Genomic DNA, 26483 nt, shown 5'->3' with positions numbered 1-26483 from the left:
CTGATGGGTCTGCCTGATCAGGGCATTACAGGCGGGACATATTGCAACGTGGTGCCCAGTGCCCACAGCAACACCAGTACCAGGGGCACATGCACCAACAACTGCACGAACGAGAAGCCGATCAGGTCACGCGCCTTGAGCCCCAACACTCCCAGCAGCGGCAGCATGTAGAACGGGTTGATCAGGTTCGGCAGCGCCTCGGCGGCGTTGTAGATCTGCACCGCCCAGCCCAGGTGGTATTGCAGGTCGTTGGCCACCAGCATCACGTACGGCGCCTCGATGATCCACTTGCCACCGCCGGACGGAATGAAGAAGCCGAGCACCGCCGAGTAAACGCCCATCAGCAAGGCGTAGGTGTCATGGGTGGCGATCTGGGTGAAGAACAGCGAGATATGGTGGGCCAGGGTCTGGGCGTCCGCGCCCTTGACCTGGGTGAGGATGGCGGCGATCGAGCCGTACAGCGGGAACTGGATCAGCACCCCGGTGGTGGTCGGCACGGCGCGGGCCACGGCATCGAGGAAGCTGCGCGGGCGCCAGTGCAGCAAGGCGCCGAGCATGATGAACAGCAGGTTGTAGGTGTTCAGCCCGGAAATCGCGGTGATCGCCGGCTTGGTGGCGAACTCCTGGTACAGCCAGCCGGCGGCCAGGGCCACCAGCAGCAGGATCAGGATCGGGCTGTATTCCAGCCATTCACCCGGGCGCGTGCGCTGGGGCGAAGGCGGTGCGCTGAAGCTGGGGTCGACACCACAGTCCTGCGCGCTGCGGGCGCTGTTCGGGCCAGGCGCGGTGGCATAGGCGACGATCAGCGAGACGATCACCAGCGCGGCGAGCATCACCCCGGACTGCCAGAGGAAGATGGTCTCGGTGAACGGGATCACCCCGGTGATCGACAGGATCGACGGCGGCAGGCTGGCCGGGTTGGCCTGCAACTGCGCGGCCGACGACGACAGGCCCAGCGCCCACACCGCGCCCAGGCCCAGGTAGGCGGCGGCGCCGGCAGCGCGGTAGTCCATCTTCAGGTCGGTGCGGCGCGCCAGGGCGCGCACCAGCAGGCCGCCGAACACCAGCGACAGGCCCCAGTTGAGCAAGGAGGCGAGCATCGAGATCAGCGCCACCCAGCACACCGCCGAGCGGCCGTTCTTCGGCAGGCGCGCCAGGCGGTCGATCAGCCGGGCGGCGGGTGGCGAGCTGGCCACCACATAGCCGCCGATGACCACGAAGGCCATCTGCATGGTGAACGGGATCAGGCTCCAGAAGCCATCACCGAAGGCCTTGGCGGTGTCGGTGGGCTTGCCGCCCATGGCCAGGGCGCCGAGGGCCACCAGCATCACGGCCAGGGCGGCGAACACCCAGGAATCGGGGAACCAGCGTTCGGCCCAGTTGGAGCAGCGCAGGGCAAAGCGGGCGGAGCGGCTGTCTTGGATATCAGCGGCCACGATGTTTTCCTTTTTTGGTTTTATTGGTGGATTTTGCAACAGACAAGGCAAAGCCCTGTGGCAACGCAAGCGTGGAACGGGCTCGCCCCGCGACAGCGCCCGACCAGGCGATCGTGGCACCTGGGCTGACGTCATCGCGGGGCAAGCGCGCTCCCACAAGCCCCCTCAGGGGGATGTTGATTAGAAGGTCATTTCCTTGACATCGTCCGGCACGATCAGCTTGCCGGCAGTCTTCGCGACGATCTCCTCGACACTCACGCCCGGCGCGGTCTCGCGCAGGATGAAGGCGCCGTTTTCGATCTCCAGGTAGGCCAGGTCGGTCAGCACCTTGCGGATGCAGCCGGCACCGGTCAGCGGCAGGCTGCACTTGGGCAGCAGCTTGGACTCGCCGTCCTTGGAGGCATGGGTCATGGTGACGATGATGTTGTCGGCGCCGGCCACCAGGTCCATGGCGCCGCCCATGCCCTTGACCAGCTTGCCGGGGATCATCCACGAGGCGATGTTGCCCTCCACGTCCACTTCGAAGGCACCGAGCACGGTGAGGTCGACATGGCCGCCACGGATCATGGCGAAGGACTGCGCCGAATCGAAGATCGACGCGCCACGGCGGGCGGTGACGGTCTGCTTGCCGGCGTTGATCATGTCGGCGTCGATGGTGGCTTCGGTGGGGAACTCGCCCATGCCCAGCAGGCCGTTCTCCGACTGCAGCATCACTTCCATGCCGTCGGGCACGTAGTTGGCCACCAGGGTGGGGATGCCGATGCCGAGGTTGACGTAGTAGCCGTCCTTGAGTTCACGGGCGACGCGTTGCGCCATTTGTTCGCGGGTCAATGCCATGGTCAGGATCTCTTTGTTGTTCTTGAGGGCGGCGCTCAGGCCTTGACGGTGCGCTTTTCGATGCGCTTCTCGAAGGTGCCGACGATGACCCGGTCGACATAGATGCCCGGGGTGTGGATCTCGCTGGGCAGCAGCACGCCGGGCTCGACGATCTCTTCGACCTCGACCACGGTGATCTTGCCGGCGGTGGCGGCCAGCGGGTTGAAGTTCTGCGCGGTGTTGCGGTACACCACGTTGCCGTAGTGGTCGGCCTTCCAGCCTTTGACGATGGCGAAGTCGCCGGTGATGGACTCTTCGAGGATGTACTTGCGGCCGTTGAACTCGCGTACTTCCTTGCCTTCGGCGACCGGGGTGCCGTAGCCGGTGGCGGTGAAGAAGGCCGGGATGCCGGCGCCGCCGGCGCGCATTTTCTCGGCCAGGGTGCCTTGCGGGGTGAGCTCCACTTCGAGTTCGCCGCTGAGCAGCTGGCGTTCGAACTCGGCGTTCTCGCCGACGTAGGAGGCGATCATCTTGCGGATCTGCCGGTCCTCGAGCAGCACGCCCAGGCCGAAGCCATCGACGCCGCAGTTGTTGGAGACCACGGTCAGGCCCTTGACGCCACGGCGCTTGATTTCGGCGATGAGGTTCTCGGGGATGCCGCACAGGCCAAAGCCGCCGGCCAGCACGGTCATGTCGTCGGTCAGGCCCGCCAGGGCCTCTTCGTAAGTTGCTACACGCTTGTCCAGTCCGGCCATGCTCAGTCGCCTTTTGTAGTTGTTGGAACCGTACGGTCATCTTCACTGTAGTCGACTGATTTGTTAATTTTGTTTTCGTCATCGATTGATAACTTTTCCAAAACAAAGGGTCAGCCCCTCATGAACGTCAAGCAGCTGCGGGCCTTCGTCACCGTGGCCAAGTACCAGAGCTTCGCCCAGGCCGGCGAGCACCTGCACGTGTCGCAACCGGCCCTGAGCCTGACCATCAAGGCCCTGGAGGACAACCTCGGCGGCGCCCTGCTCACCCGCACCACCCGCAGCGTCAGCCTGACCCCCGAGGGCGAGGTGCTGCTGCCCCTGGCCAGGCGCCTGCTCGCCGACTGGGACGATACCGAGGAGATGCTGCGCCAGCGCTTCACCTTGCAACTGGGGCGGGTGTCGGTGGCGGCAATGCCGGCGTTCGCCGGCAACCTGCTGCCACGGTCGCTGAAGGTATTTCGCCAGCGCTACCCCAAGGTCAATGTCACCGTGCACGACGTGATCAACGAGCAGGTGCTGGAACTGGTGCGCCATCGCCGCGTCGAACTGGGCATCGGCTTCGAGCCTGAAAGCAGCGAGGCGCTGCGCTTCCACCCGTTGTACATGGACCGCTTCGTCGCCGTAGTGCCGGCCGACTCACCCCTTGCCCAGCAGCCCCAGGTGCGCTGGCAGGAGCTGCTGGCCGAGGACTTCATCGCCCTGCAGCGCCCATCGGCGGTGCGCCTGCTGCTCGAACAGCACCTGGCCGCCAACCATGGCAAGCTGGCGGTGGCCTTCGAGAGCCATCAACTGTCGACCATCGGCCGCATGGTCGCCAGTGGCCTGGGAGTCAGCGCGGTGCCGGCGCTGTGCATCGAGCAGATGCAGGAACTCGGCGCCCGTTGCGTGCCGCTGGTCGATCCCACCGTGGAGCGGCGCATCGGTGTGATCGCCCTGGGTGATCACAAGCTGTCCAAGGCCGCCGAGGCGCTGCTCGATGTGCTGCTGACCCATACCCATCCACAGGAGGTGACATGCGTTACGTGAATCTGGCGGGCTCCCGTGTTCCGGCCATCGGCCAGGGCACCTGGTACATGGGCGAAGACCCGGGCCGCAGGGGCGCCGAGGTGGCGGCCCTGCAACAAGGTATCGACCTGGGCCTGGGCCTGATCGACACTGCTGAGATGTACGCCGAGGGCGGCGCCGAACAGGTGGTCGGCCAGGCCATCGCCGGGCGTCGCGACCAGGTGTTCCTGGTCAGCAAGGTCTATCCGCACAATGCCAGCCGACGCGGTGTGCCGGCCGCCTGCGAGCGCAGCCTCCAGCGCCTGGGCACCGACTGCATCGACCTGTACCTGCTGCACTGGCGCGGCCAGTACCCGCTGGACGAGACGGTGGAAGCCTTCGAGCTGCTGATCGAGCAGGGCAAGATCCGCCGCTGGGGCGTGTCCAATTTCGACCTCGACGACCTGCGCGAACTGGATAACAGCGCCTGCGCCACCAACCAGGTGCTGTACAACCCGGCCGAGCGTGGCATCGAGTTCGACCTGCTGCCGTGGAGCCGCGAGCAGGGTTTGCCGATCATGGCCTACTGCCCGTTGGCCCAGGCCGGGCGCTTGCTGCGTCACCCGGTGATGACGCAGATCGCCGAGCGCCATGGGGCCACGCCGGCCCAGGTGAGCCTGGCCTGGGTCACGCGCAATGATGGGGTGATCGCGATTCCCAAGGCGGTGGATCCGCAGCATGTGCGCTTGAATGCGGCGGCGGCCGACCTGGTGCTTGCCGAAGAGGACCTGCAAGCCATCGAGCAGGCGTTCCCGGCTCCGACACGCAAGCAGCGACTGGCGATGGTCTGAGCTGCCTGCACGAGGGGCCGCGCTGCGGCCCTATCGCCGGCAAGCCGGCTCCCACACCGACCGCGCCGCCTTCAAGCCAAACGCCGTCCACCCTGTGGGAGCTGGCTTGCCAGCGATGAGGCCATTACAAGCTACACAAGACAGTTGTCCCCGCGGTAATCGCGCCGATCCGAAGCCAAGCGCCACACTAGTGAAAGTCCCGGCTGCGCACATCCAGCCCCTGCAACAATGGGCTGATGTCTTCCAGGCGCCGGGCGATCAGGTGCCGCACCCCGCTCTCCTGCTCCAGCCGCCCGTTCACCTTGAGCAACTTCGAACCTACCAGCTCGCGCCGTTGGCGCTCGGCCAGGTCGCGCCAGACCACCACGTTGACCATGCCATGCTCGTCCTCGAGGGTGACGAAGGTCACGCCACTGGCGGTCTGCGGGCGCTGACGCCCGACCACGATGCCGGCGACGGCGATGCTGTCGCCATGCTCGACCCCTGCCAGTTCCCTTGAACTGCGACACCCCAGCGCGCGCAAGCGTGTCCGCAACAGGGTCAGGGGGTGCGGCCCGAGGGTGGTGCCCAGGGTGCCGTAGTCGGCGGCCAGGTCTTCGGCAATGCTTGGTGCAGGCAAGGCCACCGCCTGTTCGAGCGTCGATTCAACCTCGGCGAACAACGGCAGTTGCGCCTGCACCGCCGCCACCTGCCAGCACGCCTGGTGGCGGTCGCCGGCCAGCCCGCGCAATGCCCCGGCGTCGGCCAGGCGCGCTCGGGCCCGGCTATCGAGCCCGGCGCGCAGGCACAGGTCCTCGACATCCCGCCAGGGGCGTTGCGCCCTCGCCTGCTCCAGGCGCCGGGCATCGTCTTCGCTGAAGCCGCGGATCTGGCGCAGACCCAGGCGGATGGCCAGTTCGTTCTCGCCCTGTGCCTCCAGAGTGCAATCCCACTCGCTATGGAACACATCCACCGGGCGCACCTCGATGCCCTGGCGGCGCGCCTCCTGCAGCAACTGGTCGGGGCTGTAGAAGCCCATTGGCCAGCTGTTGACCAGCGCACAGGTGAAGATTGCCGGCTCATGGCACTTGAGCCAGCTGCTGGCGTAGCACAAAAGGGCAAAGCTGGCGGCGTGGGACTCGGGGAAGCCGTAGCTGCCAAAGCCCTTGATCTGCTCGAAGATACGCTCGGCAAAGGCCAGCTCGTAGCCATTGCGCAGCATGCCCGCGATCAGCCGCTCGCGGTGCGGCTCCAGGCCGCCATGGCGCTTCCAGGCGGCCATGCTGCGACGCAGCTGGTCGGCCTCGCCGGGGCTGTAGTCGGCGGCGACCATGGCCAGCTCCATCACCTGCTCCTGGAACAGCGGCACGCCCAGGGTGCGCTCGAAAACGGCCTTGAGCTTTTCCGATGGGTAGGTGACCGGCTCCTGCTTCAACCTGCGGCGTAAATATGGATGAACCATGTCGCCCTGGATCGGCCCCGGACGGACGATGGCCACCTCGATCACCAGGTCGTAGAACTTCACCGGCTTGAGCCGGGGCAGCATGGCCATCTGCGCCCGCGACTCGATCTGGAACACGCCCATGGTCTCGGCCCGGCCGATCATGGCGTAGGTGGCCGGGTCTTCCTTGGGCAGGGTGGCCAGGGTGTACTCGCGCCCCCGGTGCCGGGCGATCAGGTCGAAGCAGCGGCGCAGCGCGCTGAGCATGCCCAGCGCCAACACGTCGACCTTGAGCAGGCCGACCATGTCCAGGTCGTCCTTGTCCCACTGGATCACCGTGCGCTCGGCCATCGCCGCGTTCTCTACCGGCACCAGCTGGTCCAGCGGCTGCTCGGAAATGACGAAGCCCCCCGGGTGTTGCGACAGGTGCCGGGGAAAGCCGATCAGCTCCCCCGCCAGCACCAGGATGCGCCGCAGCGACGGGCTGTGCGCATCGAACCCGGCCTCGGCCAGGCGAGCGGCATCCGGGATGCGGTCGCTCCAGCGCCCACAGCACTTGGCCAGGGCGTCCACCTGGTCGGGAGGGAGGCCGAGCACCCGCGCCACATCGCGCACCGCGCCGGCGGCGTGGTAGCTGCTGACCACCGCGGTGAGCGCCGCACGGTGCCGACCGTAGCGCTGGAACACGTACTGGATCACCTCTTCGCGACGCTCATGCTCGAAATCCACGTCGATGTCCGGCGGCTCGTTGCGCTCGCGGGAAAGGAAGCGTTCGAACAGCAGGCGGTGTTCCATCGGGTCGAGTTCGGTGATGCCGAGAACGAAACACACCACCGAGTTGGCCGCCGAGCCGCGCCCCTGGCAGAGGATGCGCTGGCGGCGGGCGAAGGCGACGATGTCGTGGACGGTGAGGAAGTAGCTTTCGTAGCCCAGTTCCTCGATCAGCGCCAGCTCCCGCTCCAGCACCGTGCGCACCTTGTCGCTCGGGCCCTGGGGCCAACGCTCGGGCAGCCCTCGCCGGCACAACTCGCGCAGCCAGCTGGCCGGGGTCTGCCCCTCGGGCACCAGCTCACGCGGGTATCGGTATTGCAACTGCGACAGATCGAACGTGCAGCGCGCCGCGACCTGTGTGGTCTGCGCGAGCAGATCGTCGGGGTACAGCTCGCGCAACTGCACAAGCGACCTCAGGTGACGCTCGCCATTGGCGAACAGGTACCGCCCCGCCTCAGCGACCGCGCAATGTTCGCGGATGGCGGTCATGCAGTCCTGCAGCGCCCGCCGTCCGCGCACGTGCATGTGCACATCGCCGCAGGCCACCAGCGGAAGATCCAGCCGCGCCCCTAGCGCGCGCAGGTAGGCCAGGCGCTGGGCGTCGTCGGCCCCGCGGTGCAGGTGCAGCGCCAGCCACAGGCGCCCGGCGAACAGGGACTGCAACCAGGCCCCGGCGCTGTCGCCCGGCTCGGCCACCCACAGCGCCAGCAAGCCCTGGTGATGGGCCTCCAGGTCCTCGACGAGCAACTGATAGCTGCCCTTCTGCGAACGCCGCCGGGCGCGGGTGATCAAGGCGCAGAGGCTCTGGTAGCCGGCCAGGTCCTGTGCCAGCAGGACCAGCTTCGGTCCCTGATGCACCCTCACCTCGCTACCGACGATCAGCCGCACCTGATGCTGCTTCGCCGCCTGCCAGGCCCGGACGATGCCCGCCAGGGTGCATTCGTCGGTGATCGCCAGGGCCTGGTAACCCTGCTCGCGGGCGCGGCGGAACAGCTCGTCGGCACTGGAGGCGCCACGCTGGAAGCTGAAGTTCGACAGGCAGTGCAGCTCGGCGTAGCCCGGGGCGCTCATGCGAACCAGCCTTGCAGCCACAACGGTCCAGGGGCCGCGAGGTCGCGGAAGGCCCAGCCATGCAGGCCATCACGGGTTTCGATGCGGTAGTAGTCGCGCCGCACATCACCACCGTCCCACCAGCCGGACTCGATACGCTCGGCCTGCCCGAGCAGTTGCAGGCCGGTCTCGGACAGCGCCTGAGGCACCGGCAGCAGCCAGCCGGGGCGCCGACCGGGGGCCATCACCAAATGGCCCTGCCCGCCCTGCTCCCCCCCTTGCCAGGCGCACTCGGGGCGATGATCGGCCTCGGCGCGCAAGCCCTTGACCGCGTCATCGCCCAGCCGCGCGCGCAGGCGCTCGCGCAGTTGGTCCCAGGGCTGGGCCTGCTGCGCACGCGGGTCGAACAGCGCCTGGCGCTGGGGCAAGAACGGTGGCAGGTCGGCGGCCAGCAGCCGCAGGTTGCGCACCGGCGCCGGGATGCGCAGCGGCTCCAGGCGGCCACGGGCAAGCTCGAACAAGAGTGAGGCGTCGCGCTCGGCGGCCAGCAGGCCGACCTTGAGCACGGTGTCGGCGCCTTCGGCATGCTCAAGGTGCAACTCGAACCGCTGCACGCCACAGTCACGCCCGGCGAGGAAAGCCGCCAGGTCGTGGATAAGACGACGCAGGGGGAACAGCAGCGCCTGGTGCGACTCGACGTCGAAGTTCAGCTCCAGCCGCGCCTCGAAACGGTCGGGCGGCTGGTAGAAATCCAGTCCCAGGCTACGCAGGCCGAGCAGTTGGTCCAGGTGCAACTGCACCTGGGCGCTGAAACGCCTGGCCAGGGCATCACGGGGCAGCGCCAGCACTTGCCCGAGGCGGCGCAGGCCCATGCGGGCGAAGGCTTCGGCTGCCTCGCCGGGCAGGCCGACACGCTCGACGGGCATCTCGAGCAAGGCGGCGCGGGTCGCCTGCGGGCAGGTCAGCGCCAGGCCATCATGGCCATTGGCGAGCATTCTCGCCGCCACCGGGTTGCTGGCCAGCACGATGCGCTGACGCAAGCCGAGTGCCGCCAGTTCCTGGCGCAGGCGCGCCTCGAACGACGGCCACGGGCCGAATAGTTGCAGGCTCGAGCCCACCTCCAGCAGCAACGCACGGGGATAGTGCAGGCTGACCTGGGCACTGAAACGGTAGGCCCAGGCCGCGAGCAACTGCTGCAACTGCTCGATACGCGCCGGCTCGACCTCGACGCAAGCGAAACCGTCGGCCAGGGCGCGGGCGGCGGTCAGGGCCTGGCCGGCGCGCAGGCCCAGCGCACTGGCCGCCGGGTTGACCGCCCGCAGCACCCGGCGCTGGGGCGGCCCGCCAAGCAGCACCAGCGGCGCCTCGGGGTCGTCGCGCTCGCGCAGGGCAGTGTCCAGCGCCAGCTGGGGTAACAGGATGCAGGCCCAGAGCATGGCGCATCACTCCTGCCCTGGGCAGGCGATGGGTGCGGCAGGTGGCAGGCCGCCCCGGCACTTGAGCACGCGCCACTGTGCCGGGCGCAGGTCGAGGGCGATGCGCAGGGCGGCGGGCGAAGGATTCAGCGCGGCCTGTCGCGAGCGACAGGCGAACGCCAGCGCGTTGCCGGTTTCCGCGGCCACTTGCAAACGCCGCAGCGCCCGATCATCGGCACGCTCCGGCCAGCACAACACCGCGGCGCAACTGCCCGAGCGCAGGCATTGTTCGGCCGCCCACAGGGCATCGCCGGCCTCGGCGTCGACCTGCACCAGCCAGCGCAGGTCGACCCCGGCAGCCTGCCAGGCCGGTGCATAAGGGATGAACGGCGGCGCCACCAGCACCACCCGCTGCCCTTCCCCGCTGAGCCGGGCAAGCGTAGGCCAGAGCAACTGCAACTCACCGCAGCCGGGGCTGGCCAGCAGCAGCTCGCTGAGCGACGCCGCCGGCCAGCCGCCTTCCGGCAGCCGATCATCGAGGGCGGCATGCCCGGTGGGCTGCAGGCCCTGCGGGCGCGCCTGGGCCTGCCGCCCGCGCCATACCTGGCGCTGATCGAGCAGCCGGTCGAGTTCGACCACCGCGCCCATCAGTCACGCCTCAGCAAGCCGCAGAACACGCCTTCAATGAAGAACTCGCGCTCGGGGCTCACATCGATGGGGGCATAGGCCGGGTTACGCGGCAGCAGGCGATAGCCGTCGCGGGTGCGCTGCAGGCGCTTGATGGTCACCTCGCCGTCGAGCCGGGCGACCACGATCTGCCCGTCGCGGGCCTCGCCCTGCTGGCGAATGCCGACCAGGTCACCGTCGAAGATGCCGTCGTCGACCATCGAGTCGCCGCGCACCTTGAGCAGGTAGTCGGGGGTACGCCGGAACAGGCTGGGGTCGAGCAGCAACTGCTCGTGGATGTCGAGGTCGGGCCCGATCGGCGCACCGGCGGCGACCTGGCCGAGCACCGGCACTTCGAGGATCTCGGGCCGACGCAGCGGCTCGGCCAGGCGGATACCCCGCGCCTGGTTGGGCGTGACATCGATGAAGCCACCCTGGCTCAGGGCAGTGATGTGCTTGCGCGCCACGCTGCGCGAGGCAAAACCGAAGCGCTCGGCGATGTCGGCCAGCGACGGTGGCTGGCCTTGATCGGTGATGCGCTCACGGATGAATTCGAGGATGGCGCGGCGTTTGGGGGATAAATTGTCCATGGAGCACATTTGTACTCCTTTCCGCAAAAACTGAACAGAGCCCTTCGTCGCCGGCCTTCCTCGCCCAGGCTCAGTAACGAATGGACAAGGCGATCGCCTCGTTTGGCGTCTGGTGTTTCTCCAGTAGCGCGAGTACGTCCTTCTTCAGTTGCGCCTGCTTGTCGATCAACGGCAAGTCGCGGAACTTGTAGTCCAGGTCGGCATAGCTTTCGGATACACCAGCATTGAGGTGGTTCTTGCCGAAGGTGTGCACGATGTGCTTGGACTTCCAGATGTCGTACTGGCTGAACACCTGCTCTGGCGGCAGGTGCTTGGCGACGGCGAACGGCAGCCGGGTCAGCAGGCAGTAGTTCATCTTGTACTTGTGGAACTGGTAGTGCTCCAGGGAGTGGACGAACGACACGTACCAGATATAGGTGGCGATCACTTCGATGTTGAAGGCCTTGTCATTGGCCTGGCACGGCAGGTTGACATAGCGGCACAGCTCGGCGACCCAGTTGTTGATGTAGGGTTCGGAGCCGTCGCGCAGCAGGTCGTCGTAACTGGCCGTGACGAACTTCAGCACCGCCGCGTAGTAGTCGCGGTACTGGGCGTTGAGTGCGTGCTGGCCATTGAGGTACTGGTCGAACGGGATGGCGAACTTGATCTCGAATTTCTGGGTCAGTGCCTGGTCTTCGGTTTCACGCTTGTTGTACATGTTCAGGGCGTTTTCATAGCCGACCTTGTAGAAGGTCTGCGCCGAGTAGTAGCCGATGCAGCTGTAGAGGAACTTGTCGGCGATACCGGTGGTTTCACGCAGCGACAGCGGCGATTCCTTGAACTGGTGGTTGAGCATCAGGATATAGGCAGTGTGCGGGTCCATCAGCTTGTGGAAGTTGGAGCCCTTGGGCACCAGGTTGAACAGGAACGCCGCGCCCATTTCGGCGAAGAACAGGTGATGGTGCAGGTGCGCGCCGAGAATGAAGAACACCATGGTGTTCGACATGAAGTACACCTTGGCCAGGTCCCAGTGCGGCTCGCCCGGGCCGACGCTGAAGCCGTCGCGCAGGGTGATGCGCATACTGTCGGTGGCGAAGTCCTGGGCGATGGAAATGCTGGCCACGTCGAACACCGAGCTGGACAGGCGGATCTCGCGGGTGAAATCACGCATGTCGAAGGTCGACACACCATCGACCGTCTGCAGGTAGTGGGTGATCTGCGACGACATCAGGAAGACTTTCAGGTCCTCGTCGGAAATCGCCGTCGGTTGCGGGAACTGGCCCAGCGGTACTTTGTAGTAGTCGCGGTTGGCCTTGATGATCGACTGGATGTAGTTGTGGTAGACCTTGTCTTTTCTCCAGCGATAGACCAGTTCGGCGGGCAGTTTCCTGGGGATGTAGCCCATGTGGTAGTCAGTGCCCGGGATCGGCGTGCTCTCCATCGAGATGGAGTCGCGGTTGTAGTGGCGGTAGCCAAAGTAGCGAGGCAGCAGCCATTTCAGCTGCACCCACTTCCAGGCCAGGAAACTGGCGCTGAGGTTGATCGCGTACAACGACAGCAGCAACGGCACGAACTTCACGTAATACAGGCCGATGTACACATGCTTCAATGGCTCGGCGCGGGTCTTGCTCATCAACAGGATCACCGGGCTGGCGGTGATGAAAAACGCCAGCAGGATAACTTCCAACATGCTTCAAACTCCTTGTTCGATCGCTTTGTTCTTCTTGCGGCTTGCGCCGTAGCTGTACAGGCAGACGCCTGTGAAAATCACGTTGACCACGCTCCAGGCGAGCGCGGCGTCGGGGCTGTACCAGGTCGTCAGGTCGAAGGCCGGCAGGTTCATCAGCGGGGTGTCGCCGGCGATGGTGCGCACGAACAGGTAGAAGCCGAAGGTGTAGGCGCGGGCCTGGAAGTACAGGTCGGTGCGGCGCAGGAGCAAGGCGTAGGCCACCGGCGCCAGCAACAGCGGCAGTGCGTAGCCGAAGGTGGTGATCCGCGCCGAGTACAGGAAGCACAGGTTCCAGGTGGTGTACAGGAAGGGCCAGTAGGCCGGGACGCGCACCACGAAGTCACTGTGGCGGCCAGAGATCTCCCAGTGCTGGCGCGAGTACGGCAGGCACAGGATCAGGCCCACGGCGGCGACGATGTTGAGGACGTTGCCGGTTTGCCAGTCGATCACCGAAGCTTCGATGATGTTCAGCACGATCACCACGTAGATCAGCTTGTAGATGAAGCCCTCGATCCTCGGTCGGTACCGGGCATAGGCCAGGAAGCACATCGGCAGCAGCACGCTGATGGTCTTGATGCGCATGAACAGGTTGGCGTTCGGCACCAGCAACGCCGGCAGCGACAGGACGAAGAAGGTCAGGCCCACCAGGCGGTAGCGCCGGAACAGCTCGGCGACCAGCAGGAAGGCCGCGAAAAAGGCCAGCATCAACAACAATGTGTTCGGCATGAGGTGTTTCCCTACTCATTCATGGATCGACGTGGGGCAGGCGCGAATACCGGGCACGGCAAAGCCTGCCGCGCGCGGCGCCAGGCCAGAGGCCTGGGGCCGTGGAGCATTGGACGGATGACGTGGGTATCAGGTGTTTGCCAAGGGGGCCGCGACGCGGCCTGGTTCAAGCCTTGCCGAGCACGTGGGCCTCAGCCTCAAGCCATTTCCTGATGGCTTCGGGCATCGGCGCGGTAGTGGGTTCGACCTTGAGCTTTTCGGCGATCACCGCGTTGGCGACCAACCCTTTACGGCCGACCCAAGCGCCCTTGGAATAGCCAGTCACCACCACTTCACCGGCGCGATTGAAGAAGGTGTACTGGAAGTACGTCCAGTTTTCGTCGAGGCAGCAGATACTGAAGTCGGCGGTGTACTGTTCGAACATGGAAAGTTGCTTTTTATAGACAACCAGATTGCCGCCGAGCATGGGTTTCCAGCCCAACTTAAAAGCCGGAATGAGAATTTTCGCACGCAGGCAAAGTTCCAACATGAACAAATCGGCAATCGTCATGTAACGGCCATTGTTCATATGTTTATTGATGTCTATATCGTTCGGCCAGACCCGCAGCGTGCGCTGCAACGTGTCGGTCAGAGCCATAGGCGGCTTGAGGAAGCCACGCAGGACAGCCAGCAACAGACGGATGTAGAGATTCATCCGATTATCCCTCCCTAGGATTTTTATTATCGTTCCCTGTTCGCTCACCCGTTATTTATTCAGGTGAGCGCAAGCGGCGCGTTGCAGGCCTGCTTGTTTGATTGCGCAGCGGGGCGAAAGCTAACAGCTTTCTCCAGAAGCAACCAGTGGCCACAACCTCATTTGAAGGGAAAAACGCAACTGAATAACCAGTCACGTTTGGACTTTATATCCGTTTGATGCTGAAACGTTTGTCTGTTGCTAAAAAATATATTCGCGCGATTCGCCTTAGTCGTTGCGCAGTGCCTCGCGCAGCGCATCGGGTAGCGCAACCGGTTGTTTGCTCTCGGGGCAGACGCATACCTGGGTCATGCTGGCGCGGAAACACACCTCGCCGCCGGCGCCGCGCGCCTCCACGGCGAAACTGAACGACGTGCTCCCCAGCGGCCCGCTGCTGACTTGCACATGGATCAGATCATCCCAGGCCATCGGCGCGAGGAACTCGATGGACAATGCTCGCGCCGGCGGCATGACCCCCATTGCGAACAGCTTGCGCAGACCTTCGCCGCCCAGTCGATGGGAGAGAAACTCGTGGATCGCCTCGATGACGAAGTAACTGATGCGTGGTGTATAGACGATCCCGGCAGGGTCGCAATCGCCAAACAGGATCTTGCGGGGGGTGGTGAACGGCATTTCGTGGATGCTCCTTGCTGAGGATGCCTGGCCGGCGATAGTAACCTTTCATTGTGTTGTGTGCGGATCGGCCAGTGGTTGGCGAAGGGCTTATCGCATCTGTGAATCTTGCGCACTTTCAAATGCCGATGACTTAAGATGCTGCTGAATGGTTTCTCCTCCCCTAAGGATGCCCGATGCTGACCGCCCTGCTGTTCGACCTCGATGGAACCCTCACCGACACCGACACCCTGCACTTGCAAGCCTTCCGCAAGCTGCTGCACGACCACGACGGCCGAGAGCTCACCCAGGAGCAGTTCAACACCCAGGTCAGCGGCCGCTCCAACGGCCTGCTGTTCGCCGAGCTGTTCCCTCAGGCCGATGCCGTCCACCGCCAGGCCCTGGCCGAACGCAAGGAGGCGTTGTTCCGCGACCTGTCGCCAAGCCTGACGCCAATGCCCGGCCTGCTGCGCCTGCTGGCACATGCCGAGCGGCACGGCATCGGCATGTGCGTGGTGACCAACGCGCCGCGCCTGAACGCCGAGCACATGCTCGGGGCCATGGGCCTGGGCGAGCGTTTCGCCCATGTCCTGGTCGCCGATGAACTGGCACGGCCCAAGCCAGATCCACTGCCCTACCTCACCGGGCTGCAGTGCCTGCAGGCCGAGGCTGGGCAGGCGCTGGCATTCGAGGACTCGCTGCCAGGCGTCAAGGCGGCGGTCGATGCGGGCATCTTCACCGTGGGCCTGGCCACTACCCAGCCGGCCGAACGGCTGCTGGAGGCCGGGGCGCAGTTGGTGATCGAGGATTATGACGATCCGCGCCTGTGGGGCCTTATCGCGCGGATGCAAGCCACTGCCTGAGCCATTGGGAGCAAGCGCGTAAACAAGGCACATCGGCCGCGAAACGAAGCTGGCGTTGCTCATGCCAAGCATGATCATTGCACTCACGCAAAGACCCGACTGCGTCGTTAAATATTATTGACCTCAGCCCCTGCCAAACCCTTGTCGCCAAAGGCCCCGCCGGCCCCAAGCCCCCGAAAAACGGCGCCTGGACGCTGCGCCACTCGTTTGACATATCGAACGGCTCTGGCAAGCTATGAGTCAGGCCCCGACCGACATCGCCTGCATGGCGAGCCGGCAGTGCTCGGGGCTTCAGGCAGCACTACAAGGCCCCGGCCGTGCGCCTGCACAACAACGACAGGCATGACCTGTCTCAAGGTGACATATGTCCAACAGCAACATTGGCAACAAGCAACCTTCCCTGCGCAAACCCGTCGTCCTGATGACCATGGGCAGCCAAGAGCGCAAAGGCCATGACTATCAGGTCATGACCCACAAATACATCTCCCCGCTGGTCGAGTTCGCCGGTTGTGTCCCGGTCCTGGTGCCCACCTGCTGCGGCGTCGAAGACCTCGAGACCTACCTGGACATGGCCGACGGCGTATACCTGACCGGTGCCGGCAGCAACATCGACCCGGCCCTCTACGGCCAGGACAACCAGACGCCCGGCAAGGGCCAGGACAAGGACCGCGACCTGTTCGACATCCCGCTGGTCAAGGCGGCGATCAAGCGTGGCCTGCCGATCTTCGGCATCTGCCGTGGCATGCAGGAAATCAACGTGGCCCTTGGTGGCGACATCTACCAGAAGGTCTACGCCGAGCCAGGCTTCAACGACCACCGGGAAAACCCGGAAGATCCGGTCGAGGTCCAGTACGCCCAAGTGCATGGCGTGAAGATCAAGCCGGGCAGCTGGCTGCGTGACACCCTTGGCAGCGACGAAATTCGCGTCAACTCGCTGCACGGCCAGGGCCTGCGCAACCTGGGCGCCGGCATCGAGCCGATCGCCCATGCCGAGGATGGCCTGGTCGAGGCGATCCACGCCCCGAGCATCTCGCCCTTCCTGTTCGCGGTGCAGTGGCACCCGGAGTGGCAGGCGGCGAAGAACCCCGACTCGATCAAGATGTTCCAGGCCTTCGGCGACGCCTGCCGCGCCCAGGTCCGCAAGTCCCAGGTCAAGCGCAACCAGGCCGCCTGACCCTCTGAAGCTTCGTTAGCTTTGATCGCGGGGCGGCGCAAGGTCGCCCCCGTTTCCCACGGTCACCCTCTGCTGGTCCCAGAACACCTCCCGTGGAAGCGGGCGGCGGGCTTGTGCCTGTCTCCGCGATCTTTTTTCCTTCCCTCAAGAGATACGATGACTTGAAAAAGTCGTCTCGCCTGCATTGGCCTCATCGCGGATGAATCCGCGCCTACAGATTCGCGCGATCCTGTAGGAGCGGATTCATCCGCGATGAGGTCACCCGTCCCGTGCGTCCAAAAAATTCCATGTCCAGGGTCTAGTCATCTCAATAGTTGTACGATAACTTACCTCTCACCTTGGTACCTCCTCCTTCCAAGCGCCACAGGATGCCTACAACAATGAATCCACAAGAACTGCAATCCATCCTCTCCCACGGCCTGCTGTCGTTCCCCGTCACCGACTTCGACGCGGCCGGCGACTTCAACCCCGCAGGCTATGTCAAACGCCTGGAATGGCTCGCCCCGTATGGCGCCAGCGCGCTGTTCGCCGCCGGTGGCACCGGCGAGTTCTTCTCCCTGGCTGCCAGCGAGTACAGCCAGGTGATCAAGACCGCCGTCGACACCTGCGCCACCTCGGTACCGATCCTCGCCGGTGTCGGCGGCTCGACCCGCCAGGCCATCGAATACGCCAAAGAGGCTGAACGCCTGGGTGCCAAAGGCCTGCTGCTGCTGCCCCACTACCTCACCGAAGCCAGCCAGGACGGCGTCGCCGCCCATGTCGAGGCGGTGTGCAAGGCGGTGAACATCGGCGTGGTGGTCTACAACCGCAACGTCTGCCGGCTGAACGCCGACCTGCTGGAACGCCTGGCCGAGCGCTGCCCGAACCTGATCGGCTACAAGGACGGCCTGGGCGACATCGAGCTGATGGTGTCGATTCGTCGCCGCCTGGGCGATCGTTTCAGCTACCTGGGTGGCCTGCCCACCGCCGAGGTGTATGCTGCGGCGTACAAGGCGCTCGGAGTGCCGGTGTATTCGTCGGCGGTGTTCAATTTCGTGCCCAAGACCGCGATGGACTTCTACCACGCCATCGCCCGCGACGATCACGCCACCGTGGCCAAGCTGATCGACGACTTCTTCCTGCCGTACCTGGACATCCGCAACCGCAAGGCCGGTTACGCCGTGAGCATCGTCAAGGCCGGGGCGAAGCTTGCCGGTTATGACGCGGGCCCCGTGCGCACGCCGCTGACCGACCTCACCGCGCAGGAGTACGAGATGCTCGCCGCGCTGATGGACAAGATGGGCCCGCAATAAGCGAGCACCCCGCGGCCTGCCAAAGCCGCCGCCGGAGCAGGGACGCCCCGCTCCGGCCTACAACCAATCCCCGTATAAAAATAACGAGTGGGAGTAACCAGCATGCAAGCGACGCAAAAGACGCATGTACGCTACCTGATCCTGTTGATGCTGTTCCTGGTGACCACCATCAACTACGCCGACCGCGCCACCATCGCCATCGCCGGCTCCAGCCTGCAGAAAGACCTGGGCATCGACGCGGTCACCCTCGGCTATATCTTCTCCGCCTTCGGCTGGGCCTACGTGGCCGGGCAGATCCCCGGCGGCTGGCTGCTCGACCGCTTCGGCTCGAAGAACGTCTACGCCTTCAGCATCTTCACCTGGTCGCTGTTCACCCTGCTGCAGGGCTTCGTCGGCGGGCTGCCGGTGGCCTGGGCGGTGGTCACGCTGTTCACCCTGCGCTTCCTGGTGGGCTTTGCCGAAGCGCCGTCGTTCCCCGGCAACGCGCGGATCGTCGCGGCCTGGTTCCCCACCCAGGAGCGCGGCACCGCCTCGGCGATCTTCAACTCGGCGCAGTACTTCGCCACCGCGCTGTTCGCCCCGATCATGGGCTGGATCGTCTTCACCTTCGGCTGGGAACATGTATTCGTGGTCATGGGCGCGCTGGGTATCGTGTTCTCGGCGGTGTGGATGAAGACCATCTACAACCCGCGCCAGCACCCACGCATAGGCCAGGCCGAACTCGAGCATATCGAACAGAACGGCGGCCTGGTGGACATGGACCAGAAACGCGGCGGCGACGGCCCGAAATGGGGCTACATCAAGCAGCTGCTGACCAGTCGCATGCTGCTGGGCGTCTACCTCGGCCAGTACTGCATCAACGCCATCACCTACTTCTTCCTTACCTGGTTCCCGGTGTACCTGGTGCAGGAGCGCGGCATGACCATCCTCAAGGCCGGCTTCATCGCCTCGCTGCCGGCGGTATGCGGCTTCATCGGCGGGGTGCTGGGCGGGGTGCTGTCGGATTGGCTGCTGCGCCGCGGCAACTCGCTGACCTTCTCGCGCAAGCTGCCGATCGTCTGCGGCCTGCTGCTGTCGACCACCATGGTGTTCTGCAACTACGTCGAGGCCGAGTGGATGGTGGTCGGCTTCATGACCCTGGCGTTCTTCGGCAAGGGCATCGGCGCCTTGGGCTGGGCGGTGGTCGCCGACACCTCGCCCAAGCAGATCGCCGGCCTGTCGGGCGGGCTGTTCAACACCTTCGGCAACATCGCCTCGATCACCACGCCGATCGTCATCGGCTACATCATCAGCGCCACCGGTTCGTTCAAATGGGCCCTGGTATATGTGGGCGCCAACGCCCTGGTGGCGGTGTTCAGCTACCTGGTGATCGTCGGCCCGATCAAGCGCATCGAGCTCAAGGAACCGCCCAAGTGCGAACCTGCGCCAGACGCCGAACTGGCCCGCCAGTAAGCCGGACACGTCGGCGCCCAACGGCGCCGGCGACAGCACCACGCCTGAGAGACAAGACAAGAAGGGCCTGACCATGCAGTTGATCGAACATTCCGAGTCGCCCCGCTACGTGCGCCTGCACCCCGACGACAACGTCGTGGTGGTGGTCAACGACGGCGGCCTGGGCGAAGGCGCGCGCTTTGCCGATGGCCTGACCCTGGTCGAGGGCGTACCGCAGAGCCACAAGGTCGCTACCGTGGACATCCGCAAGGGCGAGGCGGTGCGCCGCTATGGCCAGGTCATCGGCCATGCCCTGGCAGACCTGCGCCAGGGCAGTTGGGTCAAGGAAGATCAACTGGCGATGCCGGCCGCGCCCGAGCTTGCCAGCCTGCCACGCTGCGACGCCGTGCCCGCCGCCCTGCCGCCGCTCGACGGCTTCACCTTCGAGGGCTACCGCAACGCCGATGGCACGGTCGGCACCCGCAACATCCTCGGCATTACCACCACCGTGCAGTGCGTGACCGGCGTGCTCGACCACGCGGTCAAGCGTATCCGCGCCGAACTGCTGCCCCGCTATCCCAATGTCGACGATGTGGTCGCCCTCACCCACAGCTACGGCTGCGGCGTGGCGATCAACGCCCGCGACGCCTACATCCCGATCCGCACCGTGCGCAACCTGGCGCGCAACCCCAATCTTGGCGGCGAGGCGCTGGTCATCAGCCTGGGCTGCGAAAAGCTCCAGGCCGGCCAGGTGATGCACGACGGCGATCCGTCCGTGGACCTCAGCGAGCCGTGGCTGTACCGCCTGCAGGATGCGACGTTGGGCTTCGGCGAGATGATCGAGCAGATCATGGCCCTGGCCGAGACCCGCCTGAAAAAGCTCGACCAGCGCCGCCGCGAGAGCGTGCCGGCCAGTGAACTGATCCTCGGCATGCAGTGCGGCGGCAGCGACGCCTTCTCCGGCATCACCGCCAACCCGGCGCTGGGCTATGCCGCCGACCTGTTGGTGCGCGCAGGCGCGACGGTGCTGTTCTCGGAAGTCACCGAGGTGCGCGACGCCATCTACATGCTCACCTCCCGCGCCGAAACGCCGGAGGTCGCCGAAGCATTGGTGCGCGAAATGGACTGGTACGACCGCTACCTGCAGCAGGGCGCCGCCGATCGCAGCGCCAACACCACGCCGGGCAACAAGAAAGGCGGCTTGTCCAACATCGTCGAAAAAGCCCTGGGCTCGATCGTCAAGTCCGGCAGCGCCGCGATCCAGGGCGTGCTCGGGCCCGGCGAGCGGGTAACGCGCAAGGGCCTGATCTTCTGCGCCACCCCGGCCAGCGACTTCGTCTGCGGCACCTTGCAGCTGGCGGCCGGGATGAACCTGCATGTGTTCACCACTGGCCGCGGCACGCCCTATGGCCTGGCCATGGCGCCGGTGGTCAAGGTGTGCACCCGCAGCGAGCTGGCCCAGCGCTGGCCGGACCTCATCGACATCGACGCCGGGCGCATCGCCAGCGGCCGGGCGAGCATCGAGGAGCTGGGCTGGGAGCTGTTCCATTACTACCTGGACGTGGCCAGCGGCCGCAGGCAGACCTGGGCCGAACAGCACGGGCTGCACAACGACATCACCCTGTTCAACCCGGCGCCCATCACCTGACGAAGCCTGCCTGGGCCCCTTCACCGACAACACGCCCCCCTGTGGGAGCCGGCTTGCCGGCGAAACGAGTGCGTAGCACTCGCCCAGGCCCTGAACCCAGCCATTCATCTACAGGAGCATTCCATGCCCGAAATCCTCGGCCACAACTTCATCGCCGGCCAGCGCAGCGCCCTTGGCCCGCAACGCCTGCACAGCCTCGACGCCACCAGCGGTGAAGCCCTGCCCTACAGCTTCGCCCAGGCCACCGAGGGCGAAGTCGACCGTGCCGCCCGCGCCGCCGCCGACGCCTTCAGCGCGTTCCGCCAACTGCCCCCGGCCCGCCGCGCCGAGTTCCTCGAAGCCATCGCCGCCGAACTGGACGAACTCGACGACCACTTCGTCGCCATCGTCTGCCGTGAAACCGCCCTGCCCGCCGCGCGCATCCAGGGCGAGCGCGGCCGCACCAGCGGCCAGATGCGCCTGTTCGCCCAGGTGCTGCGTCGCGGCGACTACCTCGGTGCGCGCATCGACCTGGCGCTGCCCGAGCGTCAGCCGCTGCCCCGGGTGGACATCCGCCAGATGCGCATCGGGGTCGGCCCGGTGGCGGTGTTCGGTGCCAGCAACTTCCCGCTGGCCTTCTCCACCGCCGGTGGCGACACCGCCGCGGCCCTGGCCGCCGGCTGCCCGGTGGTGTTCAAGGCCCACAGCGGCCATATGGCCACCGCCGATCTGGTGGCCTGCGCCATCCTGCGCGCCGCCGACCGCACCGGCATGCCCAAGGGCGTGTTCAACATGGTGTTCGGCGGTGGTGTCGGCGAATGGCTGGTCAAGCACCCGGCCATCCAGGCCGTCGGCTTCACCGGCTCGTTGAAGGGCGGCGACGCGCTGTGTCGCATGGCCGCCGAGCGGCCGCAACCAATTCCGGTGTTCGCCGAGATGTCCAGCATCAACCCGGTGATCGTCCTGCCCGGCGCCCTGGCCAAGCGCGGCGAGGCCATCGCCCGCGAACTGGCAGGCTCGGTGTGCCTGGGCGCCGGCCAGTTCTGCACCAATCCCGGGATGGTCATCGGCTTGCAGTCCCCAGGCTTCAGCCAACTGCTGGGCGAGTTGGGCCAGCACCTGGATCAGCAGGCCGGGCAGACGTTGCTCAATGCCGGCGGCCTGCGCAGTTATGTCGGCGGCCTGGAGCATCTGCAGGCCCACGCCGGCATCCAGCATCTGGCGGGGCAGCCGCAGCAAGGCGATCAGGCCCGCGCCCAGCTGTTCAAGGCTGACGCTCGCCTGCTGGTGGAGGCCGACCCGTTGCTGCAAGAGGAAGTGTTCGGCCCGGCCACGGTAGCCGTGGAGGTCGCCGACGAGGCGCAGTTGCGCGCCGCCCTGCTTGGCCTGCGCGGCCAGCTCACCGCCACGCTGATCGGCGAGCCGGACGACCTCGAGGCCTTTGCCTGGCTGGTGCCGCTGCTCGAAGAGAAGGTCGGGCGCATCCTGGTCAATGGCTACCCGACCGGGGTCGAGGTGTGCGACGCCATGGTCCATGGCGGGCCTTACCCGGCGACCTCGGACTCCCGTGGCACTTCGGTGGGAACGCTGGCGATCGATCGCTTCCTGCGCCCGGTGTGCTACCAGAACTACCCGCAGGCTTTGCTGCCGGAGGCGTTGCGCGATGGCAACCCACTGGACGTGCGGCGCCTGGTTAATGGGCGGTGGTCCGACAGGGCGATTTGAGCGCCCTGAAAGCGTCACTTGGGGCTGCTACGCAGCCCATCGCCGGCAAGCCGGCTCCCACAGGGATGGCGCTTGGCTGTGAGGTCGCGCGGTCGGGGTGGGAGCCGGCTTGCCGTGGCGACGAACCGCGGCGATGGGCCGCGAGCGGCCCCTACCAAGGTGATCAGCCCCGCTGCGCCTCGGCCTCTTCATGGGCCTGGCGCAGGCGTTCGCGGCTGTTGCTCAGGTGCATGCGCATGGCCATCTTGGCGCCTTCGCTGTCGCGCCGGGCGATAGCCTCGTAGATCGCCTCGTGCTCATGCATCAACCGGCTCATGTAATGCGCCTGGTCGTCATGGGCCAGGCGCGCCGAGTTGAGCCGGGTACGCGGGATGATGCTGGTGCCCAGGTGATTGATGATGTCGGCGAAGTAGTGATTGCCGCTGGCCTGGGCAATGCGCAGGTGGAACTGGAAGTCCGCCGACACCGCATCCGAGGCATGGGCCGCGCCCTCGTTGAGCTCGTCCAGCGCGGCGCGCATGCCGGCCAGTTGCTCGTCGCTGCGACGCTCGGCCGCGAGGCCCGCCGACTCGATCTCCAGGGCAATGCGCAACTCCAGCACCGCCAGCACCTCGCGCAGGGTGACGATGGTCGCCGGGTCGATACGAAAACCCCCGGTACTTGGGGTGTCCAGCACGAAGGTGCCGATACCGTGGCGGGTCTCGACCTGACCTGCGGCCTGCAGCCGCGAGATGGCCTCACGCACCACCGTGCGGCTTACCCCTTCCTCGGCCATGATCTGCGATTCGGTGGGCAGCTTGTCGCCGCGCTTGAGCTGGCCGCTGCGAATGCGCTCGGTCAGCACCGTGACCAGTTCCTGGGCCAGACTGCGTGGCTTGCGCCGGGTCCGTGCCTGTACCTGCTGCTCTGTCATGCCCTGTCTGTCTGGTTGTGGAAGACAGGCGCGATGATAGCGCAAGCAGTTGTACGATCACATACGTCCGGGCGGGTTTTCATGCGCCCTGGCGCGCCGCCGAGGGCGTGTGACCCATAACCTTGCGGTACAGGCTGGAAAATGCGCTGGGGCTCTCGTAGCCCAGGTCCAGGGCGATGGCCGTCACCGCCTCGCCCGTCGCCAGGCGTGTCACCGCCGCCATCAGGCAGGCCTGCTGGCGCCATTGGCCGAACGACAGCCCGGTCTGCTCGCGAAAACGCCGGCTGAAGGTGCGCGGGCTGCAGTTGAGTTGACGGGCCCAGGCCTCGGCGCGGGCATGGATCAACGGCTGCGCCAGGAACGCCTGGCACAGGGCCGCCAAACGTGGCTCCGTTGGCATCGGCGCGAACAGCGGCAGGCGCTCGGCCTGGCCCAGCTCGTGCAGCAGCAGCCCCAGCAGCAGGCCGTCGCGCCCCGCCTCGTCGTGCAGGGCCGGCACTTCGGCGCTGGCCAGCAACAGCTGGTGCAGCAGCGGTTCGACGCGCAATGCCTCGCATAGCGGGCCCGGGCGAGGCACCGCTGTCGGCTCGATGTACAGGCTGCGGGTACTCACGCCGCGCATGCGCACCTGGTGCGGCTTGCCGGGAGGAATCCACACGCCGCTGCCCGGTGGGATGACCCAGGCGCCATCGTCGGTCAGCACCTCCATCAGCCCGCTCATCCCATACAGAAATTGCGCCCGGCGATGGACGTGCCTGGGCAACAGGGTGTCGGGCGGGTAATCGGTGGCGATGGCCAGTACCGCACGGGGGGTGGCATCGATCTGGGACAGGGGAACATTGCGCATGACAACAGGCTCTGGCCGTAATGCGATGATTATTGGCCAATTGGCGCAAGCCGGCCAAGGGGTAGGCGCCTACGCTGAGAGCCCCTGTCCTGGCCCTGAGGCTGTTCCCATGCTCTACCCCCTGCTTGGCCTGTTCGGCCTGTGTGCCGGCGTCACCACCTTGCTGTTCGGCTTCGGCGGCGGGTTCTTCGCCGTGCCGCTGCTCTATGCCCTGCTGCTGACCAGCCACGGCGCCGGCACGGCCGTGGCGGAGCATGCCATGCAGATCGCCGTGGCCACCTCGGCCACGGTAATGATCTTCAGCAGCACCCTGGCCACCTGGCGCCACCACCGCGCCGGCAGCCTGCGCTGGGACCTGGTGCGGCCCCTGGCGCCGGCCATTGCCGTCGGGGCCCTGCTCGGCGCCTGGGCCGCCCTGTACGTGACCAGCGCCTGGCTGCGCGGGTTGTTCATCGGCTATCTCCTGCTCAGCCTGCTCGATGCCTGGCTGCGCCCGGGCTTCGTCCGCACCGGCGGACAGGCACTGGCTGAAATGAGCCGTACCGGCGCAACCCTGGCCGGCCTGCCCATCGGCGCGCTGGCGGCGCTACTTGGCGTCGGTGGCAGCGTGATGACCGTGCCACTGATGCGCCGCCGCGGCGCCAGCATGCGCACCGCCACCGCCATGGCCAATCCGCTGTCACTGCCCATGGCCCTGGCGGCCACGCTGGTCTATGCCCTGGTACCGAGCAACCAGACTGACCTGGGCTCCGGCCTGCTCGGGCTGATCGACCTGCGCGCCGCCCTGGTGATGACGGTCGGTGCCTGGCTGGGCATGCACCTGGCCGCGCCGTTGCTGGGGCGCATCCCCGACCACGTGCATGCCCGGGCCTACCTGGCGCTGCTGGCCTGCGTACTGTTGGTGATGCTGCTCGCCGGCAATTGAGCCTGGCCATCGGCCATGCCCGCGCTGTAGGCTGCGACCTGCTCTCTCCAAGGAAGGAAACCGCATGAAGACGTTTGATCGCCTGCTGCTCGCTACTGGCCTGCTCATCCCGCTCTGGCTGCTGGCGGGCGTTGGCCTGACCGCCCTGGCCTATCCCGGCTACGACCATCTGCAACAGGCCATGAGCCAGCTAGGCGCGGTCGGCGCGCCGACCCATGGCTTCTCGCCCTGGGTCAACAACTTCCCGCTGGCATTGCTCTTCGGCCTGTTCGCCTGGGGCCTGGCGCGGCGCTGGCGGCACTCAGGGCTGGCCCGGTTGAGCGCGGGCCTGGTGCTGTTGCACGCTGTCGGCAGCCTGGGCACCGGCTGGTTCCCCTGCGACCAGGGCTGCGCGCCGCTAGAGCCGTCGTTCTCGCAACAGATGCATAACCTCAGCGGCCTGCTGATGTTCCTCTCGCTGACCCTGGCCAGTGTGTTGTGGATCTGGCTGGGCAAACGCGTGGCAGGCTCCCCGTGGCTGGGAAGGTGGTCGCTGCTGTGCTCGGTGCTGGCGATGATCACCGTGGTGCTGATGGCCAAGGCCGCGCAAGGCGGTGAACTGTTCGGCCTGTACCAGCGCCTCAACTACGGTATCAGCGTGTTGTGGGTTGCCGCCCTGGCCCTGCAATCGTTGCGCTGGCGTTTCCGCGATGGCCTGCAAATGGCCATCGCCTGACGGCAAACTGCTGGCCCCCAGGCGTCGAAAGCGCGGGCAAACTTCGTTTTCCTTCAGATGCTTAGGACAGCAACATGCGCGTAATTCTAGCAACCGTGGCTGGCTGCCTGCTGGCCACTACCGCCTTCGGCGCCCAGGCCCGGGCCCTGAGCCAGAACGATCGCCAGGTGTGCGGCTGGGGCGCGCAGATCGCCGCCGAGGCGCAACAGGCCAAGCTTTCCGGGGTGACCCTGTATGCCACGCGCAAGAAGCTGCAGGTACGCAAGTTCGCCAAGCCATGGATGCGCATGACGGCGTTCGGGATCACCGAGCAGACGTACAACAGCCGCTCGCGGCTGAAGCCTGCGGCGATCAAGCAGACGTATTACGAGCAATGTACACAGCACGCAGTTGCTAAAAGATAATTCTTATAAATCATGTAGTTATGAACCATTTGAA

The 26483-nt window shown here is 66.0% G+C and carries 24 protein-coding genes; 11 read left to right on the top strand and 13 right to left on the bottom strand.

The genetic code is table 11. The features are described from left to right. Window positions 1-17: 17 nt before the first annotated feature. The 3 genes from KSS90_RS11640 to KSS90_RS11630 all read right to left on the bottom strand — a co-directional run bounded on the left by KSS90_RS11640 (window position 18) and on the right by KSS90_RS11630 (window position 3007). Entirely contained in the window at window positions 18-1436 is a 1419-nt protein-coding gene (locus KSS90_RS11640) for a short-chain fatty acid transporter (RefSeq protein ID WP_094012630.1), read from the bottom strand. A 180-nt stretch (window positions 1437-1616) separates the two neighbouring features. After that, the gene (locus KSS90_RS11635; protein WP_217869503.1) at window positions 1617-2273 is read right to left on the bottom strand and encodes a CoA transferase subunit B; all 657 of its coding nucleotides are present in this window, start codon (window positions 2271-2273) and stop codon (window positions 1617-1619) included. A 35-nt stretch (window positions 2274-2308) separates the two neighbouring features. Then, window positions 2309-3007, bottom strand: coding sequence for a CoA transferase subunit A (locus KSS90_RS11630; protein WP_023632552.1), 699 nt, complete (start codon window positions 3005-3007; stop codon window positions 2309-2311). Window positions 3008-3127: 120 nt separating this feature from the next. Here KSS90_RS11630 and KSS90_RS11625 point away from each other — a divergent pair, with 120 nt between their 5' ends. Together KSS90_RS11625 and KSS90_RS11620 are read left to right on the top strand one after the other, a co-directional pair. Then, window positions 3128-4033, top strand: a complete 906-nt coding sequence (locus KSS90_RS11625) for a LysR family transcriptional regulator (RefSeq protein ID WP_038706217.1) — start codon at window positions 3128-3130, stop codon at window positions 4031-4033. Beyond that, window positions 4021-4842: an aldo/keto reductase gene (locus KSS90_RS11620; protein WP_217869502.1), complete on the top strand. Its 822-nt coding sequence runs from the start codon at window positions 4021-4023 to the stop codon at window positions 4840-4842. The genes KSS90_RS11625 and KSS90_RS11620 overlap by 13 nt, the downstream gene beginning before the upstream one ends. Window positions 4843-5029: 187 nt before the next feature. On the opposite strand, the gene KSS90_RS11615 is transcribed toward KSS90_RS11620, so the two are convergent. The 8 genes from KSS90_RS11615 to KSS90_RS11580 form a co-directional block, all read right to left on the bottom strand. After that, window positions 5030-8104 (bottom strand): error-prone DNA polymerase, encoded by a 3075-nt coding sequence (locus tag KSS90_RS11615; RefSeq protein ID WP_217869501.1) that lies wholly within the window; start codon window positions 8102-8104, stop codon window positions 5030-5032. After that, window positions 8101-9519 carry a Y-family DNA polymerase gene (locus tag KSS90_RS11610; RefSeq protein ID WP_217869500.1) on the bottom strand — a complete coding sequence of 473 codons (1419 nt, stop codon included), beginning with the start codon at window positions 9517-9519 and terminating at the stop codon, window positions 8101-8103. Before KSS90_RS11610 ends, KSS90_RS11615 begins: the two co-directional genes overlap by 4 nt. 6 nt (window positions 9520-9525) lie before the next feature. Then, a complete protein-coding gene (gene imuA / locus KSS90_RS11605; protein ID WP_217869499.1) occupies window positions 9526-10146 on the bottom strand; it encodes a translesion DNA synthesis-associated protein ImuA in 621 nt (206 codons plus the stop codon). Then, window positions 10146-10754, bottom strand: a complete 609-nt coding sequence (lexA, locus tag KSS90_RS11600; protein WP_111532881.1) for a transcriptional repressor LexA — start codon at window positions 10752-10754, stop codon at window positions 10146-10148. Before lexA ends, imuA begins: the two co-directional genes overlap by 1 nt. A gap of 70 nt (window positions 10755-10824) precedes the next feature. After that, window positions 10825-12423 (bottom strand): hypothetical protein, encoded by a 1599-nt coding sequence (locus KSS90_RS11595; protein ID WP_217869497.1) that lies wholly within the window; start codon window positions 12421-12423, stop codon window positions 10825-10827. 3 nt (window positions 12424-12426) lie between these two features. After that, window positions 12427-13188, bottom strand: a complete 762-nt coding sequence (locus tag KSS90_RS11590) for a hypothetical protein (RefSeq protein WP_217869496.1) — start codon at window positions 13186-13188, stop codon at window positions 12427-12429. Between the two features lie 166 nt (window positions 13189-13354). Next, window positions 13355-13882 (bottom strand): thioesterase family protein, encoded by a 528-nt coding sequence (locus tag KSS90_RS11585; RefSeq protein WP_217869495.1) that lies wholly within the window; start codon window positions 13880-13882, stop codon window positions 13355-13357. Window positions 13883-14149: 267 nt separating this feature from the next. Beyond that, window positions 14150-14554, bottom strand: a complete 405-nt coding sequence (locus KSS90_RS11580; RefSeq protein WP_217869494.1) for an acyl-CoA thioesterase — start codon at window positions 14552-14554, stop codon at window positions 14150-14152. A gap of 176 nt (window positions 14555-14730) precedes the next feature. Between KSS90_RS11580 and KSS90_RS11575 the strand changes: the two genes are divergently transcribed. From KSS90_RS11575 to KSS90_RS11550, 6 genes are all read left to right on the top strand, one after another. Continuing rightward, the gene (locus KSS90_RS11575) at window positions 14731-15396 is read left to right on the top strand and encodes an HAD family hydrolase (RefSeq protein ID WP_217869493.1); all 666 of its coding nucleotides are present in this window, start codon (window positions 14731-14733) and stop codon (window positions 15394-15396) included. Between the two features lie 364 nt (window positions 15397-15760). Then, window positions 15761-16570 (top strand): gamma-glutamyl-gamma-aminobutyrate hydrolase family protein, encoded by an 810-nt coding sequence (locus KSS90_RS11570; protein ID WP_102685229.1) that lies wholly within the window; start codon window positions 15761-15763, stop codon window positions 16568-16570. 380 nt (window positions 16571-16950) lie between these two features. Beyond that, complete coding sequence (gene kdgD, locus KSS90_RS11565) at window positions 16951-17862, top strand: 5-dehydro-4-deoxyglucarate dehydratase (protein WP_046855388.1); 912 nt, start codon at window positions 16951-16953, stop codon at window positions 17860-17862. Window positions 17863-17964: 102 nt separating this feature from the next. Continuing rightward, window positions 17965-19314 carry an MFS transporter gene (locus KSS90_RS11560; RefSeq protein ID WP_217869492.1) on the top strand — a complete coding sequence of 450 codons (1350 nt, stop codon included), beginning with the start codon at window positions 17965-17967 and terminating at the stop codon, window positions 19312-19314. Window positions 19315-19387: 73 nt separating this feature from the next. After that, window positions 19388-20941, top strand: a complete 1554-nt coding sequence (garD, locus tag KSS90_RS11555) for a galactarate dehydratase (RefSeq protein ID WP_217869491.1) — start codon at window positions 19388-19390, stop codon at window positions 20939-20941. Between the two features lie 123 nt (window positions 20942-21064). Continuing rightward, entirely contained in the window at window positions 21065-22645 is a 1581-nt protein-coding gene (locus KSS90_RS11550; RefSeq protein ID WP_217869490.1) for an aldehyde dehydrogenase (NADP(+)), read from the top strand. Window positions 22646-22808: 163 nt separating this feature from the next. On the opposite strand, the gene KSS90_RS11545 is transcribed toward KSS90_RS11550, so the two are convergent. Together KSS90_RS11545 and KSS90_RS11540 are read right to left on the bottom strand one after the other, a co-directional pair. Next, complete coding sequence (locus tag KSS90_RS11545) at window positions 22809-23558, bottom strand: FadR/GntR family transcriptional regulator (protein WP_023632887.1); 750 nt, start codon at window positions 23556-23558, stop codon at window positions 22809-22811. A 79-nt stretch (window positions 23559-23637) separates the two neighbouring features. Further along, on the bottom strand, window positions 23638-24405 hold the full coding sequence (locus tag KSS90_RS11540) for an AraC family transcriptional regulator (protein ID WP_217869489.1): 768 nt from the start codon (window positions 24403-24405) through the stop codon (window positions 23638-23640). A 109-nt stretch (window positions 24406-24514) separates the two neighbouring features. On the opposite strand from KSS90_RS11540, the gene KSS90_RS11535 reads away from it, so the two are divergent. The 3 genes from KSS90_RS11535 (at window position 24515) to KSS90_RS11525 (ending at window position 26449) form a co-directional block, all read left to right on the top strand. Next, a complete protein-coding gene (locus KSS90_RS11535) occupies window positions 24515-25330 on the top strand; it encodes a sulfite exporter TauE/SafE family protein (protein ID WP_217869488.1) in 816 nt (271 codons plus the stop codon). A 64-nt stretch (window positions 25331-25394) separates the two neighbouring features. After that, entirely contained in the window at window positions 25395-26045 is a 651-nt protein-coding gene (locus tag KSS90_RS11530; protein WP_217869487.1) for a DUF998 domain-containing protein, read from the top strand. A gap of 74 nt (window positions 26046-26119) precedes the next feature. Then, window positions 26120-26449, top strand: a complete 330-nt coding sequence (locus tag KSS90_RS11525) for a hypothetical protein (RefSeq protein ID WP_217869486.1) — start codon at window positions 26120-26122, stop codon at window positions 26447-26449. Window positions 26450-26483: the final 34 nt, after the last annotated feature.

Origin of the sequence: Pseudomonas maumuensis, from assembly GCF_019139675.1 — a bacterium.
In the GTDB taxonomy this organism is placed as follows: Bacteria; Pseudomonadota; Gammaproteobacteria; order Pseudomonadales; family Pseudomonadaceae; genus Aquipseudomonas; species Aquipseudomonas maumuensis.
This window is presented reverse-complemented; position numbering and strand designations above follow the sequence as displayed.

Excerpts from the sequence above, each read along its gene's own strand:
- KSS90_RS11635 (WP_217869503.1), bottom strand. The coding sequence starts at position 2,273 with ATGGCATTGACCCGCGAACAAATGGCGCAACGCGTCGCCCGTGAACTC.
- KSS90_RS11630 (WP_023632552.1), bottom strand. The coding sequence starts at position 3,007 with ATGGCCGGACTGGACAAGCGTGTAGCAACTTACGAAGAGGCCCTGGCG.
- KSS90_RS11625 (WP_038706217.1), top strand. The coding sequence starts at position 3,128 with ATGAACGTCAAGCAGCTGCGGGCCTTCGTCACCGTGGCCAAGTACCAG.
- KSS90_RS11620 (WP_217869502.1), top strand. The coding sequence starts at position 4,021 with ATGCGTTACGTGAATCTGGCGGGCTCCCGTGTTCCGGCCATCGGCCAG.
- KSS90_RS11615 (WP_217869501.1), bottom strand. The coding sequence starts at position 8,104 with ATGAGCGCCCCGGGCTACGCCGAGCTGCACTGCCTGTCGAACTTCAGC.
- KSS90_RS11610 (WP_217869500.1), bottom strand. The coding sequence starts at position 9,519 with ATGCTCTGGGCCTGCATCCTGTTACCCCAGCTGGCGCTGGACACTGCC.
- imuA (WP_217869499.1), bottom strand. The coding sequence starts at position 10,146 with ATGGGCGCGGTGGTCGAACTCGACCGGCTGCTCGATCAGCGCCAGGTA.
- lexA (WP_111532881.1), bottom strand. The coding sequence starts at position 10,754 with ATGGACAATTTATCCCCCAAACGCCGCGCCATCCTCGAATTCATCCGT.
- KSS90_RS11595 (WP_217869497.1), bottom strand. The coding sequence starts at position 12,423 with ATGTTGGAAGTTATCCTGCTGGCGTTTTTCATCACCGCCAGCCCGGTG.
- KSS90_RS11590 (WP_217869496.1), bottom strand. The coding sequence starts at position 13,188 with ATGCCGAACACATTGTTGTTGATGCTGGCCTTTTTCGCGGCCTTCCTG.
- KSS90_RS11585 (WP_217869495.1), bottom strand. The coding sequence starts at position 13,882 with ATGAATCTCTACATCCGTCTGTTGCTGGCTGTCCTGCGTGGCTTCCTC.
- KSS90_RS11580 (WP_217869494.1), bottom strand. The coding sequence starts at position 14,554 with ATGCCGTTCACCACCCCCCGCAAGATCCTGTTTGGCGATTGCGACCCT.
- KSS90_RS11575 (WP_217869493.1), top strand. The coding sequence starts at position 14,731 with ATGCTGACCGCCCTGCTGTTCGACCTCGATGGAACCCTCACCGACACC.
- KSS90_RS11570 (WP_102685229.1), top strand. The coding sequence starts at position 15,761 with ATGTCCAACAGCAACATTGGCAACAAGCAACCTTCCCTGCGCAAACCC.
- kdgD (WP_046855388.1), top strand. The coding sequence starts at position 16,951 with ATGAATCCACAAGAACTGCAATCCATCCTCTCCCACGGCCTGCTGTCG.
- KSS90_RS11560 (WP_217869492.1), top strand. The coding sequence starts at position 17,965 with ATGCAAGCGACGCAAAAGACGCATGTACGCTACCTGATCCTGTTGATG.
- garD (WP_217869491.1), top strand. The coding sequence starts at position 19,388 with ATGCAGTTGATCGAACATTCCGAGTCGCCCCGCTACGTGCGCCTGCAC.
- KSS90_RS11550 (WP_217869490.1), top strand. The coding sequence starts at position 21,065 with ATGCCCGAAATCCTCGGCCACAACTTCATCGCCGGCCAGCGCAGCGCC.
- KSS90_RS11545 (WP_023632887.1), bottom strand. The coding sequence starts at position 23,558 with ATGACAGAGCAGCAGGTACAGGCACGGACCCGGCGCAAGCCACGCAGT.
- KSS90_RS11540 (WP_217869489.1), bottom strand. The coding sequence starts at position 24,405 with ATGCGCAATGTTCCCCTGTCCCAGATCGATGCCACCCCCCGTGCGGTA.
- KSS90_RS11535 (WP_217869488.1), top strand. The coding sequence starts at position 24,515 with ATGCTCTACCCCCTGCTTGGCCTGTTCGGCCTGTGTGCCGGCGTCACC.
- KSS90_RS11530 (WP_217869487.1), top strand. The coding sequence starts at position 25,395 with ATGAAGACGTTTGATCGCCTGCTGCTCGCTACTGGCCTGCTCATCCCG.
- KSS90_RS11525 (WP_217869486.1), top strand. The coding sequence starts at position 26,120 with ATGCGCGTAATTCTAGCAACCGTGGCTGGCTGCCTGCTGGCCACTACC.